General features: G+C 61.7%; 11 protein-coding genes and 1 pseudogene. 10 read left to right on the top strand and 2 right to left on the bottom strand.

All coding sequences use genetic code 11. The features are described from left to right. Window positions 1-33 precede the first annotated feature (33 nt). The 6 genes from D580_RS0101535 to D580_RS0101510 are packed head-to-tail and all read left to right on the top strand — an operon-like array spanning window position 34 to window position 9696. Window positions 34-2298 carry a type I restriction endonuclease subunit R gene (locus tag D580_RS0101535; protein WP_018952679.1) on the top strand — a complete coding sequence of 755 codons (2265 nt, stop codon included), beginning with the start codon at window positions 34-36 and terminating at the stop codon, window positions 2296-2298. Between the two features lie 14 nt (window positions 2299-2312). Further along, entirely contained in the window at window positions 2313-4109 is a 1797-nt protein-coding gene (locus D580_RS0101530) for an ATP-dependent nuclease (RefSeq protein ID WP_018952678.1), read from the top strand. Further along, window positions 4106-5749: a type I restriction-modification system subunit M gene (locus D580_RS0101525; protein ID WP_018952677.1), complete on the top strand. Its 1644-nt coding sequence runs from the start codon at window positions 4106-4108 to the stop codon at window positions 5747-5749. Before D580_RS0101530 ends, D580_RS0101525 begins: the two co-directional genes overlap by 4 nt. Beyond that, window positions 5746-7017 (top strand): restriction endonuclease subunit S, encoded by a 1272-nt coding sequence (locus D580_RS15805; RefSeq protein WP_081617217.1) that lies wholly within the window; start codon window positions 5746-5748, stop codon window positions 7015-7017. The genes D580_RS0101525 and D580_RS15805 overlap by 4 nt, the downstream gene beginning before the upstream one ends. Next, on the top strand, window positions 7014-8768 hold the full coding sequence (locus D580_RS0101515) for an AAA family ATPase (protein ID WP_018952675.1): 1755 nt from the start codon (window positions 7014-7016) through the stop codon (window positions 8766-8768). Before D580_RS15805 ends, D580_RS0101515 begins: the two co-directional genes overlap by 4 nt. Then, window positions 8761-9696 (top strand): hypothetical protein, encoded by a 936-nt coding sequence (locus tag D580_RS0101510; protein WP_018952674.1) that lies wholly within the window; start codon window positions 8761-8763, stop codon window positions 9694-9696. The genes D580_RS0101515 and D580_RS0101510 overlap by 8 nt, the downstream gene beginning before the upstream one ends. 476 nt (window positions 9697-10172) lie before the next feature. Here D580_RS0101510 and D580_RS0101505 read toward each other — a convergent pair whose 3' ends face one another. Together D580_RS0101505 and D580_RS0101500 are read right to left on the bottom strand one after the other, a co-directional pair. Continuing rightward, complete coding sequence (locus tag D580_RS0101505; RefSeq protein ID WP_026289598.1) at window positions 10173-10385, bottom strand: helix-turn-helix transcriptional regulator; 213 nt, start codon at window positions 10383-10385, stop codon at window positions 10173-10175. 87 nt (window positions 10386-10472) lie between these two features. Continuing rightward, on the bottom strand, window positions 10473-11594 hold the full coding sequence (locus D580_RS0101500) for a Fic family protein (protein WP_018952672.1): 1122 nt from the start codon (window positions 11592-11594) through the stop codon (window positions 10473-10475). A 242-nt stretch (window positions 11595-11836) separates the two neighbouring features. Between D580_RS0101500 and D580_RS0101495 the strand changes: the two genes are divergently transcribed. The 4 genes and pseudogenes from D580_RS0101495 to D580_RS15045 all read left to right on the top strand — a co-directional run. Continuing rightward, window positions 11837-12301 carry a helix-turn-helix domain-containing protein gene (locus tag D580_RS0101495; protein ID WP_018952671.1) on the top strand — a complete coding sequence of 155 codons (465 nt, stop codon included), beginning with the start codon at window positions 11837-11839 and terminating at the stop codon, window positions 12299-12301. Beyond that, window positions 12302-12874, top strand: coding sequence for a PIN domain-containing protein (locus D580_RS0101490; RefSeq protein ID WP_018952670.1), 573 nt, complete (start codon window positions 12302-12304; stop codon window positions 12872-12874). It begins immediately after the preceding gene. Window positions 12875-13192: 318 nt separating this feature from the next. Then, window positions 13193-14683, top strand: a complete 1491-nt coding sequence (locus D580_RS16650; RefSeq protein WP_018952669.1) for a UPF0149 family protein — start codon at window positions 13193-13195, stop codon at window positions 14681-14683. Between the two features lie 39 nt (window positions 14684-14722). After that, a pseudogene (locus D580_RS15045) lies at window positions 14723-14958 on the top strand (IS5/IS1182 family transposase); the annotation flags it as partial.

The following is a 14958-nucleotide window of genomic DNA, read 5'->3' as shown; positions in this document are numbered from 1 at the left end:
TTTTGCAGCACGAACATTGCAAGGAGCAGTGACTTGGCCACCCAGACCAAAGAAACCGACGCGCGCATCCTGATCGACGATCAGCTGCGCACGGCCGGCTGGAATCCGGCGGACAAGTCGCAGGTCCTCACCGAGGTGAAGGTATCGGGCGCTCCCCAGGGTGTCGCCGAGCCTGGCTCAGAGGCCACCGTCTTGTCGACCGCGGACGGCGATGCCGTTCCCACCGGGCGCGCCGACTATGTGCTGCTCGATCAGCGGGGCCGTCCGCTCGCGGTGATCGAGGCCAAGAAACAGGCGATCCACCCCTACGTGGCCAAGCAGCAGGCCCTGCCCTACGCCAAGCAAATCGGCGCCCCTTTCATCTTTCTGACCAACGGGGAACTGATCTACTTCTGGGATTACCAGAACGACGACGCCCGCATCGTCAATTCCTTCTTTTCCCGGCGCGACCTGGAGCGCTTGGTGCACATGCGGGCCGAGCGCAAGCCGCTGGCAACCATCCCCATCCCCGACACCTACCTGCGCCAGGGAGAAACCCGCACGCTGCGCCCCTACCAGACGGAGGCGATGCAGGCCCTCGACCGGACCGTGGAATTGGGCAAGCGCCGCTTCCTCATCGAACTGCCCACGGGCTGTGGCAAGACCGACTTGATCGTCCTCTACATCAAGCGCCTCATTCAGGCAGGTCAAGCCGAGCGGGTGCTGTTCCTGGTGGATCGCGACCAGTTGGCCAAACAGGCCATCGAGGCTATTCAGGACTTGCTGCCCGGCTACTCCAGTTACTGGCTCAAGCCCGGCATGGTGCGCCAGGAGAAACAGATCACCGTCTGCCTTCTGCAGACGATGATCGGGCGTTACCAGGAATTCACCAGCGGCTACTTCGACGTGGTTGTCGCCGACGAATGCCACCGTTCCATTTATGGGGCCTGGCAGACCGCGCTCACCCATTTCGATGCGTTGCATGTCGGGCTGACCGCGACCCCGGCCATGTACATCGAGCGCAACACTTTTCAGTTCTACCACTGCAAGGACGACACACCCGACTACTCCTACCCGATTCAGGAGGCCTTCAAGGCCGGCTACCTGGTGCCCTACAAGTTCGCCACCGGAATCACCACCCTGGTGGCCGAAGGCGCGGACATCGACGAGGAGCACTACGACCCCGCCGAGTTCGAGCGTAAGTGGACCAATGAGGCGAGCAATCGCCTGATGATGGAGGAGTTCGACCGTCTCGCCTGGCAGAACTACAAGGAACTGGCGCCCGGCCAGAAGACGGGGCCAGGGAAGGCCGTGGTCTTCGCCATCACCAAGCACCACGCCGCCCGTCTCGCGGAATATCTCAACGAGCTTCACCCCGAGCACAAAGGCCGCTACGCCGAAGTCATCACCTCAGACGTGGCCAACGCCGACGACCTGATCCGCCGTTTCAAGCAGGAGGTGCTGCCGATGGTTGCCGTGAGCGTCGGAATGCTCGACACCGGCTTCGACTGCCGCGAGGTGCTGCACCTGGTGATGTGCCGCCGCGTGCGCAGTCCCATCCTCTATCAACAGATGCGAGGCCGCGGCACGCGCACGGCGCCCCACATCGGCAAGGAGAAGTTCGTCATCTACGACTTCTTCCGCAACCACGAGCACTTCAACGACTCGGACACCGACATCTTCGCTGGCGGTGCCGGAGGCGGCTACGCACCCAAACCCAAGGCGCCCGGCGGCAAGACCCCACGCGAGCTTGTTGAGCTAGGCCTCGAAGACGAATGGCTGGATGCCGTGCATTACATCGAGGTTGGTCCCGATGGCGAGCGAGTGGACAAGCGCGACTATGTCACCGACTGGGAGCGCACCGTCCGAGCGGGAGTGGAATCCGATCCCATCATCGCCAAAGTGAGGGCCGGTGAACCCCTGAGCGAGCAGGAAGAAGCGACACTCGCCCAGCGCCTGAACCAACCGGAACGCTACTTCAACGAAGAGAACCTGCGCCGCGCCTACCGCAACCCTGGTGGCAACCTGGTGGACTTCATCCGCGCCGCGTTGGGGCTACTCAAGATCAAGAGCCGCGAGGAGCGCGTGGAAGAGAACTTCCGCGCCTGGCTCGTGGCCAAGAACCTCACCCCCGAGCAGGCGCAATATTTGGCGCTGCTCAAGAACCGTGGCCTGGTGAAAGGCAAGGTGTCGCTCGACGACCTGTTCGCCCCGCCGCTGTCCATTCTCAACGCGGCCAACATCGGTATTGAACTGTTTGGCGAGCAAGGTCTGCGCGCCGTGATGGATGAAATCAATCAGTCGGTGCTGGTCGGATAACGGGAGGCCGGATCATGCACATCGACTACATCGAAATCGAACACTTCAAGCGATTCGCCACGCGGCAGCGCATCGCTCTGGATCATCCTGCCGTTCTCATCGGCCCCAACAACTGCGGCAAGACGAGCGCGATTCAGGCGCTCGCGCTCTGGTCCCTGGCTGTCAAAACCTGGTATGACCTGCGCAAGGAGAGCAGCGCCAAGGATCGCACCTCGGCCCCCATCAACCGGCTGGCCATCACAGCGGTTCCCATACCGCGCACCCGTCTGTTGTGGCACCAGGCCAAGGTGCGAACCGGAAACAAGGATATCCCGCTGACCATCACCGTGGGCGTGTGTCACAACGGCCTATGCAAGCCGATCACCATGCGGTTTCGCAACCAGGGCGACGAACTGATCTATTGCGATCCCGACGATGCCGCCAAGGCAGACATGGCGCTGATGGCCCATGCCGCCGGCCTCAAGGTCGAGCTGCTCTACCCCATGTCCGGCCTGGAAAGCGAAGAGCCCGTGCTCAAGCCCGGCCGTATCGATGTCCTTCTCGGCCAGGGACGCACCGCCGAGGTGCTGCGCAATCTCTGTCTCATGGTGCATCGCGACCATCCGGACGACTGGAATCAGATCAAGAAATTGATGAAACGCCTGTTCCATATCGACCTGGGCGAGCCGCTGGAAAACGCACGCGGCGCAGTGGAACTGCACTACCGTCAGCAAGGGGCGAAGGAGCCTTTCGATCTCTCCCAGGCAGGCCGTGGTTTGCAGCAGATGCTCCTGGTGTTTGCCTACCTCTACGCGCACAAGGGCAGCATCCTGATGATCGACGAACCCGATGCGCATCTGGAGATCCTGCGACAGCGGCAGATTTATGTCCTGCTGCGCGATATCGCCCAGGAATGCGGCTCCCAGATCCTCATGGCCACCCATTCCGAAGTGATCCTCGACGAAGCCCTGGACAACCATCTCGTCCTGCTTCTCGAAGGACGGGCTGACGATGTGGCGCGCAAGGCCGACATCAAAAACAGCCTCAAACATTTCGGTGCCGCACACTACATACGCGCCCGGGAACGGGGGTATGTGTTCTATGTCGAGGGCAGTACCGATGTCGAGATATTGCGCGCCTTGGCCGAACGGTTGAATCATCCTGTCGCCAGACAATGGGATGAGCGGCTCAATGTGTTCTATGTGCAGGATAACTTCCCGCTGGCAACCGCCGACAGCGAGCTGGAGCGTGTCGAGGGCGGCTTCGGCATCACGCCCCGGGATCATTTCAACGCCCTGCGTAATCTGATCCCAGGCCTCAAGGGGCTGGGCATCCTTGACAACGACGGCCGCAACCGCCAGGACCTTCAGGACAATGCCCTGACGGTCACGTACTGGTCGCGCTACGAGGCCGAGAACTACTTCATCACTCCCGATGTCCTGCGCGCCTATGCGCAAGATCACTTGGATCCCTTGTTCCGAGCACAGGCCGACGAGGTGCTGGACACACTGATTCGTGAGCAGGTATTCGCCAACAAGGATGGCGATTTCCAGACCTGGAAGTCTCTGCCGCCGGATGCCGCCCGCCTGTTGTGGCAGGCGCAGACGCAGCGCCTTAAGCTGTCGCACTTCGCCGAAGAATATTTCCGCCGTCTGGCGGAAGTCGCCGGTGGGCCAATGCTGTTGCGCAAAGGGCAGCTCCATCTGCTCGTGCAATATGCCGACCCGGCCCACATCGACGAGGAAGTCCGGCACAAGCTCGACCTGCTGCAAAAACTGATCTCCGACGCCCTGCCGGACGAGCCGGCCGACATCGACGGGAACACCGCATGAACCAGCAACTGCGCCGCAAGCTCGATCACATCACCGACGTCCTCTGGGCCGGTGGCGTGACCAATCCGGTCACCTACATCGAGCAGATCTCCTACCTCATTTTCCTGAAGCTGCTCGACGAAGAAGAGTCCGACCGCGAGCTGCGCGCCCGTCTGGGTGCGAACGGCGGCAACGCCAAGCCGCTGTTTCCCGCGCAGTCCGAGCGCTACCGCTGGAGCCATTGGCGCTTCAAGAGCGGGACCGAGTTGCGCGACTTCATCCGCGACGAGGTCTTCCCCTATATGGCCTCGCTGGCCAAGGACGAGCCGGAGGTGGCCGAGTACTTCCGCGACGCGGTACTGGAGATCGTCGACCCGAACGTGCTCAAGCAGGTCATCGACGAGCTCGACGGCTTCGAGTTCCGCAAGCTCGGCCCGGACGTGAAAGGCGATATCTTCGAATACCTGCTGACCCATCTGGGCTCCAGCTCGCTCAACGGCCAGTTCCGCACCCCGCGGCAACTGCGCGCCTTCATGGTCGAGATGGTCGATCCGGACATCGGCGATGCCATCTACGACCCCGCCTGCGGCACAGCGGGCTTCCTCATTGACGCGGTGGACTGGCTGCTCGCCAAGTACTCGGACCATGTCACCGAATACCCCATCTATGGCGAGGACTGGCTGGAGAAAAGGGGCAAGACCCTGGCCGAGCTCAAGGCCGAGATCCCCCGCCTGCAGACCTACCGCAAGGGCGCCGGCGAGAAGATCCCGGACTGGAACCTGCTGGAGGCCTCCATCTACGGCACCGATGTGTCGCGCCAGATGGTGCGCATCAGCATGATGAACCTGGTGCTGCACGGCATCCGCCACGCCAGGCTCAAGCGCGCCAACGCGCTCTCCGACATGGGCGGGCTCTCCGAAGACGACCTGCGCCGCCGCTACAAGGTCATCCTGGCCAATCCGCCGTTTGCCGGCCAGTTGCCCAAGGATTCGATCCGCGCCGATTTACCCACCCACAGCAAGAAGAGCGAACTGCTGTTCCTCTCCTTGATGATGCAGCACCTCGCCCCCGGCGGTCGCTGCGCGGTGGTGGTGCCGGAGGGCCTGCTGTTCGGCTCCACCGGCGCACACGTCGATCTGCGCAAGAAATTGGTGCACGATTTCGACCTGCTTGCCGTGGTCAGCCTGCCGGCCGGGGTGTTCAAGCCCTACGCCGGCGTCAAAACCGCCGTGCTCGTGTTCCGCAAACCGGCCTCCGATACCGCCAAGCGGCTGGACAAGGTTTGGTTCTACGAGGTGAGGAACGACGGCTACGACCCGGACAAGATTTCCGGCGGCGGCCGCGTCGAGACACCGGAGAAGAATGACATCCCCGACCTGCTCACGCAGTGGAAAGCCTACAAGGCCAGCGGCTTCGCCAACCCGCCGGGGCTGGAAGCTAACACGCTGCTGCCGCACGGCAGCGATGAACCGACTTGTTGGTGGGTCAGCCGCGAGAAGCTGGCTGATGCCGACTACAACCTGGGGGCCGGTCAATGGAAACCGCGCGTGGCGGAAAAGACCAGTGACGAAGACCCGCGTGAGCTGATTGCCGACGCACTGGGCGATTATCGCAAGGTGGTGGCGGGGCTGGAAAAGCTGATGCAGGAGTTGGCGGAATGAGTTGGCTAACTGCACCTCTGCGTAAAGTAGCTCCGCCCGTTCCAGCGCAAATCCTCTTCGCGCCAGATGACCAGGTGTGGCTGCTCTCACTGGATCAGATCGAAAGCGAAACCGGTGAAATTGTTGGAAAACGCTATGCCGCCGCCTCAAATGCCGGGACATCCACATTTAATTTCGATACTGGCAATGTGCTCTATTCGAAGCTGCGACCCTATTTGAACAAAGTGGTGATCCCTGACGAAGTAGGGATTGCAACAACTGAGTTGATTCCGTTGCGACCAGACCCCAAAACGCTCAATCCACGTTTTCTTGCTTATTACCTGCGCTCCCCTAGATTCGTAAACCAGGCCTCGCATCACGTTGCTGGGGCCAAGATGCCACGCGTGGTCATGGATTGGTTTTGGGAACATGAGGCACCGATTCCGTCGCCCAAAGAGCAATCCCGCATCGTCGAACTGCTCGACGAAGCCGACCGCCTGCGTCGTCTGCGCCGCGAGGCCGACGCCAAGGCCGCCCGCATCCTGCCCGCGCTGTTCCTCAAGATGTTCGGCGACCCGGCAACGAATCCAAAAGGGTTGCCGGTCAAATTGATGGGTGACCCGGCCGTATGCGAGATTAATCCGAGGACTAGAGTGCGGTTGGACGATTCCGTTCTGGTGTCCTTTGTAGCCATGGCCGATGTGGATGAAGTCCTCGGCCGAATCACGGGCACGCAGTCTCGGCCATACGGTGAGGTGAAGAAAGGGTTTACGCCTTTTAAAGACGGGGACGTACTTTTCGCAAAGATCACCCCGTGCATGCAAAATGGTAAGGCCGCTATTGCCTCCGGATTGGTCGGTGGAATTGGCTTCGGGTCAACTGAATTTCATGTGCTGCGAGCAGGGCCAGACGTCACGCCCGAATACCTTTTCGCGTTGGTACGGCTGCAATCTTTTAGAAATCATGCAATGAGCGCATTTACCGGATCGGCGGGTCAGCAGCGTGTGCCGACAGAGTTTCTGCGCCAATTCAGACTCCCTGTGCCGACAGCAACGGACCTGCACAAATTCTCGAACGTTATGCGTCAGCTAATTGCGTGCCAGATTCAGGCTGAGCGCGCTGCTGAGAAATTGGGGGCACAGTTTCATCTGCTTCTTCAGCGCGCCTTCTCCGGCCAACTCACCGCCAAATGGCGCGAGGCCCACATGAAGGAACTGCTGGCGGAGATGGAGCAGCAGGCCCGCCTGCTCAATCTGCCGCTACCCAAGGAACTGGAGGCCGTGCGATGAGCGCCGGCCGCCCGATCCGCGCCTTTCGCATCGGCAATTTCAAGGCCTTCGCCGATACCCAGCGCATTCCCTTGAAGCCGATCACCCTGATCTTCGGCCCCAACAGCGCGGGAAAGTCCAGCTTCATCCACAGCCTGGCGCTGGCGCACGAGGCGCAGTTTGGCCGCGACAAGCCCAGCCTGAATGGCAGCGGCCGGCGGCTGGACGTGCACCACACCGCTGTCGGCGGCAGCGCCATCGACCTGGGCGGTTTCCGCCAGTATGTCCACCGGGGGCAAGCCCACCGGCGCGTGGAGTGGGGCGCGGAGCTCGACGTGGCGGCGATCGAAGGGCGGCTGGCGCAACTGCTGGCGCCGGTGCGCAGCGTGACGATCTCCATCGCCCTCGGCATCGCGCTCGATCAATACGACCGCCCCGTGCCGGGCGCCGAGCCGCGGGTGGAATCCATCGAGATCGGCGGCGACGGCGCGGAGCTTATGCGCATGAGCCGCCGCCGGACGGACGGCCAGGGCGGCACGCTGCGCCTGGATCGTCTCGCCAGCGATCACGCGGTTTTTCGCCAGGTGCTCAAGGCCATCGTCGAGTCGGCCACCACCTCCGAGGAGATGCGGCCCGAGGACTTCGAGGGGGCGAACGCGGCCATCGCCGACCTCTTGCCCGAGCTGCAGGTGCGCGTCGATCCCTTCTTCCCCGCCGCCGTGGAGCTGCCGAAGGCCGACGGCGGGGAACTGTCGCCGGTGAGCATGCTGTTCCCGGTCAGCAAGGGTAACCGCAAGGACGACATCGCCCAAGCCGTTCGCTTCTATCTGCCGCGCACCCTGAACGATCTGATCAAGGGGCTGGCCGAAATGCTGGCCAACGAGCTCAAACGTCTGCAATACCTCGGTCCCTTGCGATCCTTCCCGCCCCGCCATCTCGCCTTCGCCGAGCACGAGGATGCCAACTGGTACGCCGGCGGCGGCTACGCCTGGGACGTGGTGCGGCGTGATGATGCCGTTCGTGAAGCGGTGAATGGTTGGTTAGGGTCAGGAAAATTAAAAACTCCATACAAGTTGGTAGTTCGCTCCTTGGTGGCTTCTGATCAACTTAAGGAGCCATTGGCGAGCGGGCTCGACTCCATTGAAGATGATGATGAAGCCATGTTTATCGGTTCAGTCGATAAACATGGCTTGATCATGGAGTACTTTCCAATCCGTGATGATGCGAGGCCATTTTTCCGTGATGTTGAGGATTCTGCTGAAAAACTTGTGAAGGTCGTGGATTCCTCCGATATAGACCGGATCCGAGAGCTTGTTCTTTTTGATCAGAGAACCAACACGGTTGTCACTCACCGTGATGTAGGTATTGGTATTTCACAAGTATTGCCCGTGCTGGTCATGGCCTACGGTTCGCAGGAAAAGCTTCTGGCGATGGAGCAGCCCGAGATCCACTTGCATCCTGCGTTGCAGGCCGAGCTGGGCGACGTATTCATCGAGGCGGCACTGGGCGAGCGCGGCAACACCTTCATCCTCGAAACCCACAGCGAGCATCTCATTCTGCGCATCATGCGCCGGATGCGCGAGACCTACCTCAAAAAGGAAACGGGCCTGCCACCTGTGACACCCGAGGATGTGTCCGTGCTCTATGTCGAACCCGACGGCGCCCGCAGCATCGTGCGCGAAATGCCGCTGAACGAATTGGGCGAGCTGGTCAAATCCTGGCCCGGTGGCTTCTTCGAGGAAGGCTTGAGGGAGCAGTTCGGCGATGCTTGACGAGTACGCGCTGATCCCGGACATCTTCGATCCGGCGGCCTATTCCGATCCCGCCTTCATCGAGATGTGCCTGCCGCATCTGAAGGAACCGCTGCTGCAGGAAGCGGTGGTGCGCGATCTGCGCGACGGCGGCTGGAGTGAGTTCTGTTTTCAGAATGCCGGCAGCCTGCACCGGCTCTGCAAGGAGATCCTCAAGAAGCTGCGGGCCAGCAACCGGCTGCGCCGCTTCCCCCAGCAGAACGCCAGTGCGCCTGCGACGGCCCTGGAATGGTGCCAGGAGGGTCTGGCCGGGCACGGCATCGCCCCGCTCACCGGCATCATCGCCGCTCACGGCACCAAACAGCACTGCACCGCCGCCGAGGTCGCTTGCATCGAGAAGTTGACGGGCACGCCCTGGTGGCAGGCTCGCAGCCCATCCGTCACTGTGGACCGCAAGACGGCAAACTACCTCGCAGTGCTCGGACGGATCCTGCAACAAGCCAATTCGTTGATGTTCGTCGATCCCAATCTGGACCCGAGCAGCCACAATTACCGCGAGTTCGGCCAGCTGCTGGTGCCGCTTGCCGGCCGAGCGATCAAACCACGCATCGAAATTCACCGTAGCTTCTGCAAAGGCGACGGCCCTGCCCGAACCTTTCCCACGGAAACCGACTGGAAGGCCGCCTTCGCCATCCTCGGTAACGCACTCGATGCCCATGGTCTGACAGCGGAGATCTTCTTCTGGGATGACTTTCACGAGCGCTACCTCATCGCTGATGTCATTGGCATCAGCGTCCCCGCGGGCTTCGACATCACCGCCAGACCGGACGATTGGTCGACCTGGGGCCGCCTCGGCCGCGACGACAAGGACAAAATCCAGCGCCTGTTCGATCCCGCCGCCCGCGCAGGCAGCCTGAAATGGCGTTTCGTCATCGGTAAGGCAGCATAACCACCCGGAGTTCCGAATGCTCGGCGCAACCATCCAAGCATTGATTGGAGTAGCCACCAAACCCGACAGGGCGTCGCCAGAGTACCCCAAGTGAGGATACGGTTTAGGACATCCATGATCTACGCTGCCTGCCTAACCGGGCTGGGTTGTGGATGTCCAACATCACCGCCCATCCCGGTTTATGGGTGTCCCTAACCACCCTCTAACCACATCCCTGGCCCGGATTGCGGACGCGGGTTCGTTTCAGTATTCCGCCGAGACCCCGCAGGAGTTCGAATCTTTCCGCACGAGCCCGCAGGAACCCTCACCAGCCCGCACGGCCCGATGCCAAGGCATTGATTTTGAATCACCTGCTTGATCGGTCCGCGCTTGCGGACTGCTGACTTTCGGTACGCCGGCTTGTCGCCGTGGTCGAGATGCCTTCGCGTTGCAAACCGTCGACACTTATCGATATCTGCAGACGTAAAGGAACATTCTCAGCCGGCATCGCCCTGAGCCGCGGCGGTCTTGGTTGATGCCGCCAGGCACGACGCCTCGTAGGCCTCGATATCGACTTGGCGGTACAGCACCCGGCCGCAGATCGTCTGTAACTTGGGCCCGATCCCCGCGCTGCGCCAGCGCTCCAGGGTGGCCTCGCTGATGTTCCAGCAGGCGGCCAGTTGCTTCTGGTTGAGGTGAGCGACTTCCATCTTGGTCTCCTTCCGAATGAGTTGGTAGGAGTCCATGAAGGCGCTGTTCGGTCCGCCAGCCAAGTCAATTCAGAAGACGCGCGGTTACTACGGGAGATCGTTCAGCTCGTAGCTGGTACTGCGCCCACCTGCATCCGATTTCCGCAGGACGCCCCGTGCAAGCAGATCGTTGATGTCACGCAGGGCTGTGTCAGGCGAGCACTTGGCAATGGCCGCCCACTTGCTGCTGGTGAGCTTACCTTCGAAGCCGTCGAGCAGCTTGTTCAGCAACTTCACCTGTCGCTCGTTCAGTGGTGTGGTTGCCCAGCGCTGCCAAAATCGCGCCTTGGTCAGCACCGCGTCGAGGGTGTGCTGCGCCTGGTCGACGGCGCGATGGAGCGTGTCGAGGAACCAGGCGAGCCACTCGGTGACGTCCATGGACTGCTTCTGGGTCCGCTCCAGGATGTCGTAATAGGCTTTGCGTTCGCGCTGGATCTGTGCCGACAGACTGTAGAACCGCTGCGGGCTGCCATCGGCACGTGCCAGGAGCAGATCGCCGATGGCGCGCGCGATACGACCGTTGCCGTCGTCGAACGGATGCAGCGTGACGAACCATAGATGGCCGAGACCGGCTTTGACGAGTGGCGGCTCGTTTGATGCGCCATTGAGCCAGTCGAGGAAGCGGCTGGTTTCGGCCTCGAGACGATCGGCAGGCGGCGCTTCGAAATGCACCCGCTGGCGGCCGATGGGTCCGGAAACCACCTGCATCGGCCCGCTGGCATCGTCCCGCCAACCGCCGACCTTGATCCTGGAAATGCCGGAGTAGCCGGTGGGAAACAGGGCGGCATGCCAGCCGAACAGACGCCCCCGCGTGACCGGTGCCTGGCAGTTGGCCGTGGCATCCAGCATCATCTCGACCACGCCGTCGACGTGCCGATCAACCGGCGCAAGCGCGCCGATGTCCACGCCCAGCCTGCGCGCGATGGACGAGCGCACCGATTCGACGTTGAGCTGCTCACCCTCGATTTCGCTGGTCTTGACCACATCCTCGGTCAACGCCGCCAGGCTAGCCTGGTCACGCAAGGCCATGCCGACGTCGGCCAGACGGCCCATCAACAGCCCCTGGGCACGACTGACTTCGGCCATGGGTCCAGCCAGTGCTGCCAGGTCGAAGCGCCAGTTCGGCCAGTCACTGGACTGCCAGATGTACTTGTAATCGCCGCTTTTCATGCGGAGATTATGGGCTCCATTCTCTGCATGCGCAAGTTATTCGCCGCATAACATGCGGCGATAGAAGGCGCGATGCCCCGCATCGCGGGCTGCTTTACCCCGGAATGGGTGTGAATGGGTGTCCGATTGGCGGCTGGCGGTCGCCCGACACCGCCCGAGCATTATTTCGGATATTTCGGCGTTTCGTTTGTTTCGTTTATACTTCCTCCCATGACGATATTCCATGAACCCAGGAGGCTGCCATGACCACTCTTTCATCTGCCCGCCCACTGCCCTCGGCAGAGGAGATCGCGCTCGCCCGGGAGAGTGGCCGGGCCCTGTCCGCCTATCTGCAGACCCACGCCGAGACGCAGCAGATCGAGATCTTCGACGACAAGGGCGCAGCCCACCCGGTTTGCGTCCCGGTGTCGGCGCTGCGGTTGCTGGTGGATGTCCTGACCGAGATCGGCGAGGGCAACGCGGTCAGCATCATTCCGATCCATGCCGAACTGACGACGCAGGAGGCGGCGGACGTGCTCAACGTCTCACGCCCGTTCCTGGTACAGTTGCTGGAGCGCGGCGAGATTCCGTTCCACAAGGTCGGCACGCACCGCCGGGTCCGCTACCAGGACGTCATCGCCTACAAGGAGCGGATCGACGCCGACCGCAACAAGGCCCTCGACGCCCTGGCCGAGCAGGCGCAGGGGCTCAAGATGGGGTACGAATGAATGAGCTCGCACTTCACCGTCATCTACGACGCGTGCGTGCTCTACCCGGCACCGCTGCGCGACTTTCTAATGCGCCTGGCCCTGACCGATCTGTTCCGGGCACGTTGGTCGGACATGATCCACGATGAGTGGATGCGCAACATCCTCGCGCAACGGCCGGACCTGAAGCCCGAAGACCTGGAGCGCACCCGTTCCCTGATGAACTCCCACGTGCGAGATTGCCTGGTCACCGGGTTCGAGCACTTGATCCCTTCCGTCGAACTGCCGGACCCTGACGACCGCCATGTGGTCGCAGCCGCCATCCACAGCGGCGCCAGCTTGATCGTGACGTTCAACCTGAAGGACTTCCCGGCGGAGCAGCTCCAACGCTACAACCTGGCGGCCCAGCACCCTGACGACATCATCTTCGATCTGCTCGACCTGCACCCGGCGCGGGTATGCGAGGCAGCCGCCAACCATCGCCGGTCGCTGAAGAACCCGCCGAAGACGGCCGATGAGAACCTAGACACCCTGCTCAAGCAAGGCCTCACGCAGACGGTCGGCCTGCTGCGGGAGTGGAAGGTGGCGATCTAACGGACGCGGGTTCGATTCCGGTTTCGGGAATTGAACTGGCCCCCCAGAGCAGACGAGGTTGAGGGCCATTTCCGGAGACCAGTCTGGGCAAAAAACCTGCTTGAATGTCCGCAGATTCGCCTGTCAACCCCCGCTTTTCGCCGCAGCCAGCAGGACTTATCAACTTGCCGGAACGCCGGTATCGCGTACTTTCAACAGTCGTTTGGCGCGGGCTGCCACCCCACCACCATACAGCCTAAGGCCAACCCGACAGGGTTGGTCTAATATTAACGACAATTCCTCTCTGACCCGGTTTCTCCCAAATCTCTTGATCCGCATATGATGCCTTTGTTTGCTGACCATCAGGTTCCACCGCTCACACAGGCTGCCGAACGTCTCGGCGGTCTGGAGGCCTTGCACGGCTATCTGACCGCTCGGCTGCTCACACCGGAAGACGCCCCTGTTGAGGACTGGTTCGTGCGCGGCTTCGCAGTCGGTTCCCTCGATGCGCTCTCAGAGCAGACCCATGAGGCCCTGTATGAGGCCTTGGAGGCAATCGCCGCCGCACTTCGGGCCGGCAACTTCAGGTTTCCCCGGGGGACAGGCAGCGCCGATATCGCTTTGTGGTGTGCGGGCTTCGTTCAGGGCATCGAGGTTGCCGAGTCGTTTTGGTGTGCACGCAATGATGATTACTTAGATGCCGGCAAGGCATTACTCCCCATCCATGCCATGATCAATCCCGATCTGCGTGAGATGTTCGCCGAGCCGGGGCAGGCAGATGATGCATCGAGCCTGGACGAATGGTCCGTGCTTGTGGCGCCCAGCGTGCGCAAGATAGCCATCTACCATTTCGCCGACGATGAGGTCTTGGAACTGTTGTTGAGCGAGGATGACCCCTTCTACGAGCAGTTCCGCGATGAGGAGCTGGCCGCCGCAGATGACCAGATCCTGCTGGAGCGCTTGCAGGATCTCCATGATGAAGTGCCCCGAGTCCTGATCGATGAGTGCATTCGGCGCGGCGAGGCCATGATCCCCCGGCTTCATGCGCTGCTCGCGGACGAGTCCAACTGGTCCCCGGACAGCGCTGACGATGGTGTGTGGTGGTCCTTGGTTCATGCCATGAACATCCTCGGGGCACAATCGGGTGAGGCTGCCGGAGCTGCGCTCGCGGCGGGTCTGGCCCAGTTGCGCAAGCACGGGGAGGATGAGATCTGGGACTGGTTCCATCCCCATTATGCGCAACTGAGCTCGGGCAAGGAGGCTCACATCAGGCCCGTTCTGTGCGCCATCATGGAAGACGGCACTGTCTCTGCGTACGGACGGAGTATCGCGCTAGATTGGCTGGTATCGACCTTCCGCGCCGGTGAAGAAGGTCTCGAGGAGGTGCTGGACCGCGCCGCAGCGATCATGGGTGATCCGGCACAGGATCCGGATCTGCGTGAGCTGATAGTCTGTACGCTGTTGGACCATCCGAGGGAACGGCACCGCTCGGCGCTCCTTGAGCAGGTACGCATCAACGACGCGGGCGAGCGAGGACTTGATTACGCCTTTGGGGTCGCCGATGTGGAGGATGCGTTCAACGAGCCTCGCCGACCCGCCCGCGATCCCGGCCACTTCCTGTCCTTCTATGATCCCATCGCCATCCGGCAGCGGAAATTGATGTGGTTGAAAGAAGATGAACGAGCCAACGGATTTGCGTCGCAGTCCGACGATGGTCTGTGGGCACCCGTGGAGACTTATGTGCGAGAGACGCCGAAGCTCGGGCGCAATGACCCGTGCCCTTGCGGCAGCGGCAGGAAGTATAAGAAATGCTGCTTGAACAAGGGCTAGGAGCCTGGGCGGTAGAAACCTGCAGCGTTAGAATTGGCTATGCCGACGACCTACCGCCCCTACAATCCCGATCAGCAGTTACTGTTGCCCGCGTCGCTCAAGGAGTGGCTTCCGGAGCAGCATTTGGCCTACTTCGTCTCCGATGCGGTGGACGCCTTGGATCTCACGGCGTTTCATGCCCGCTATGAAGGCGATGGCAGGCGCCGACAGCCGTTTGATCCGGCGATGATGGTGAAGGTGCTGACGTATGCCTACGCCAACGGGGTGTTTTCCTC

The organism is Thioalkalivibrio sulfidiphilus (assembly GCF_000377945.1).
GTDB classification, from domain to species: domain Bacteria; phylum Pseudomonadota; class Gammaproteobacteria; order Ectothiorhodospirales; family Ectothiorhodospiraceae; genus Thioalkalivibrio_A; species Thioalkalivibrio_A sulfidiphilus_A.
Note: the sequence above shows the minus strand (reverse complement) of the source record. Positions and strands in the feature narration are given on the sequence as shown.

Coding starts and splice junctions, on each gene's coding strand:
- D580_RS0101530 (WP_018952678.1), top strand. CDS start 2,313: ATGCACATCGACTACATCGAAATCGAACACTTCAAGCGATTCGCCACG.
- D580_RS0101525 (WP_018952677.1), top strand. CDS start 4,106: ATGAACCAGCAACTGCGCCGCAAGCTCGATCACATCACCGACGTCCTC.
- D580_RS15805 (WP_081617217.1), top strand. CDS start 5,746: ATGAGTTGGCTAACTGCACCTCTGCGTAAAGTAGCTCCGCCCGTTCCA.
- D580_RS0101515 (WP_018952675.1), top strand. CDS start 7,014: ATGAGCGCCGGCCGCCCGATCCGCGCCTTTCGCATCGGCAATTTCAAG.
- D580_RS0101510 (WP_018952674.1), top strand. CDS start 8,761: ATGCTTGACGAGTACGCGCTGATCCCGGACATCTTCGATCCGGCGGCC.
- D580_RS0101505 (WP_026289598.1), bottom strand. CDS start 10,385: ATGGAAGTCGCTCACCTCAACCAGAAGCAACTGGCCGCCTGCTGGAAC.
- D580_RS0101500 (WP_018952672.1), bottom strand. CDS start 11,594: ATGAAAAGCGGCGATTACAAGTACATCTGGCAGTCCAGTGACTGGCCG.
- D580_RS0101495 (WP_018952671.1), top strand. CDS start 11,837: ATGACCACTCTTTCATCTGCCCGCCCACTGCCCTCGGCAGAGGAGATC.
- D580_RS0101490 (WP_018952670.1), top strand. CDS start 12,302: ATGAGCTCGCACTTCACCGTCATCTACGACGCGTGCGTGCTCTACCCG.
- D580_RS16650 (WP_018952669.1), top strand. CDS start 13,193: ATGATGCCTTTGTTTGCTGACCATCAGGTTCCACCGCTCACACAGGCT.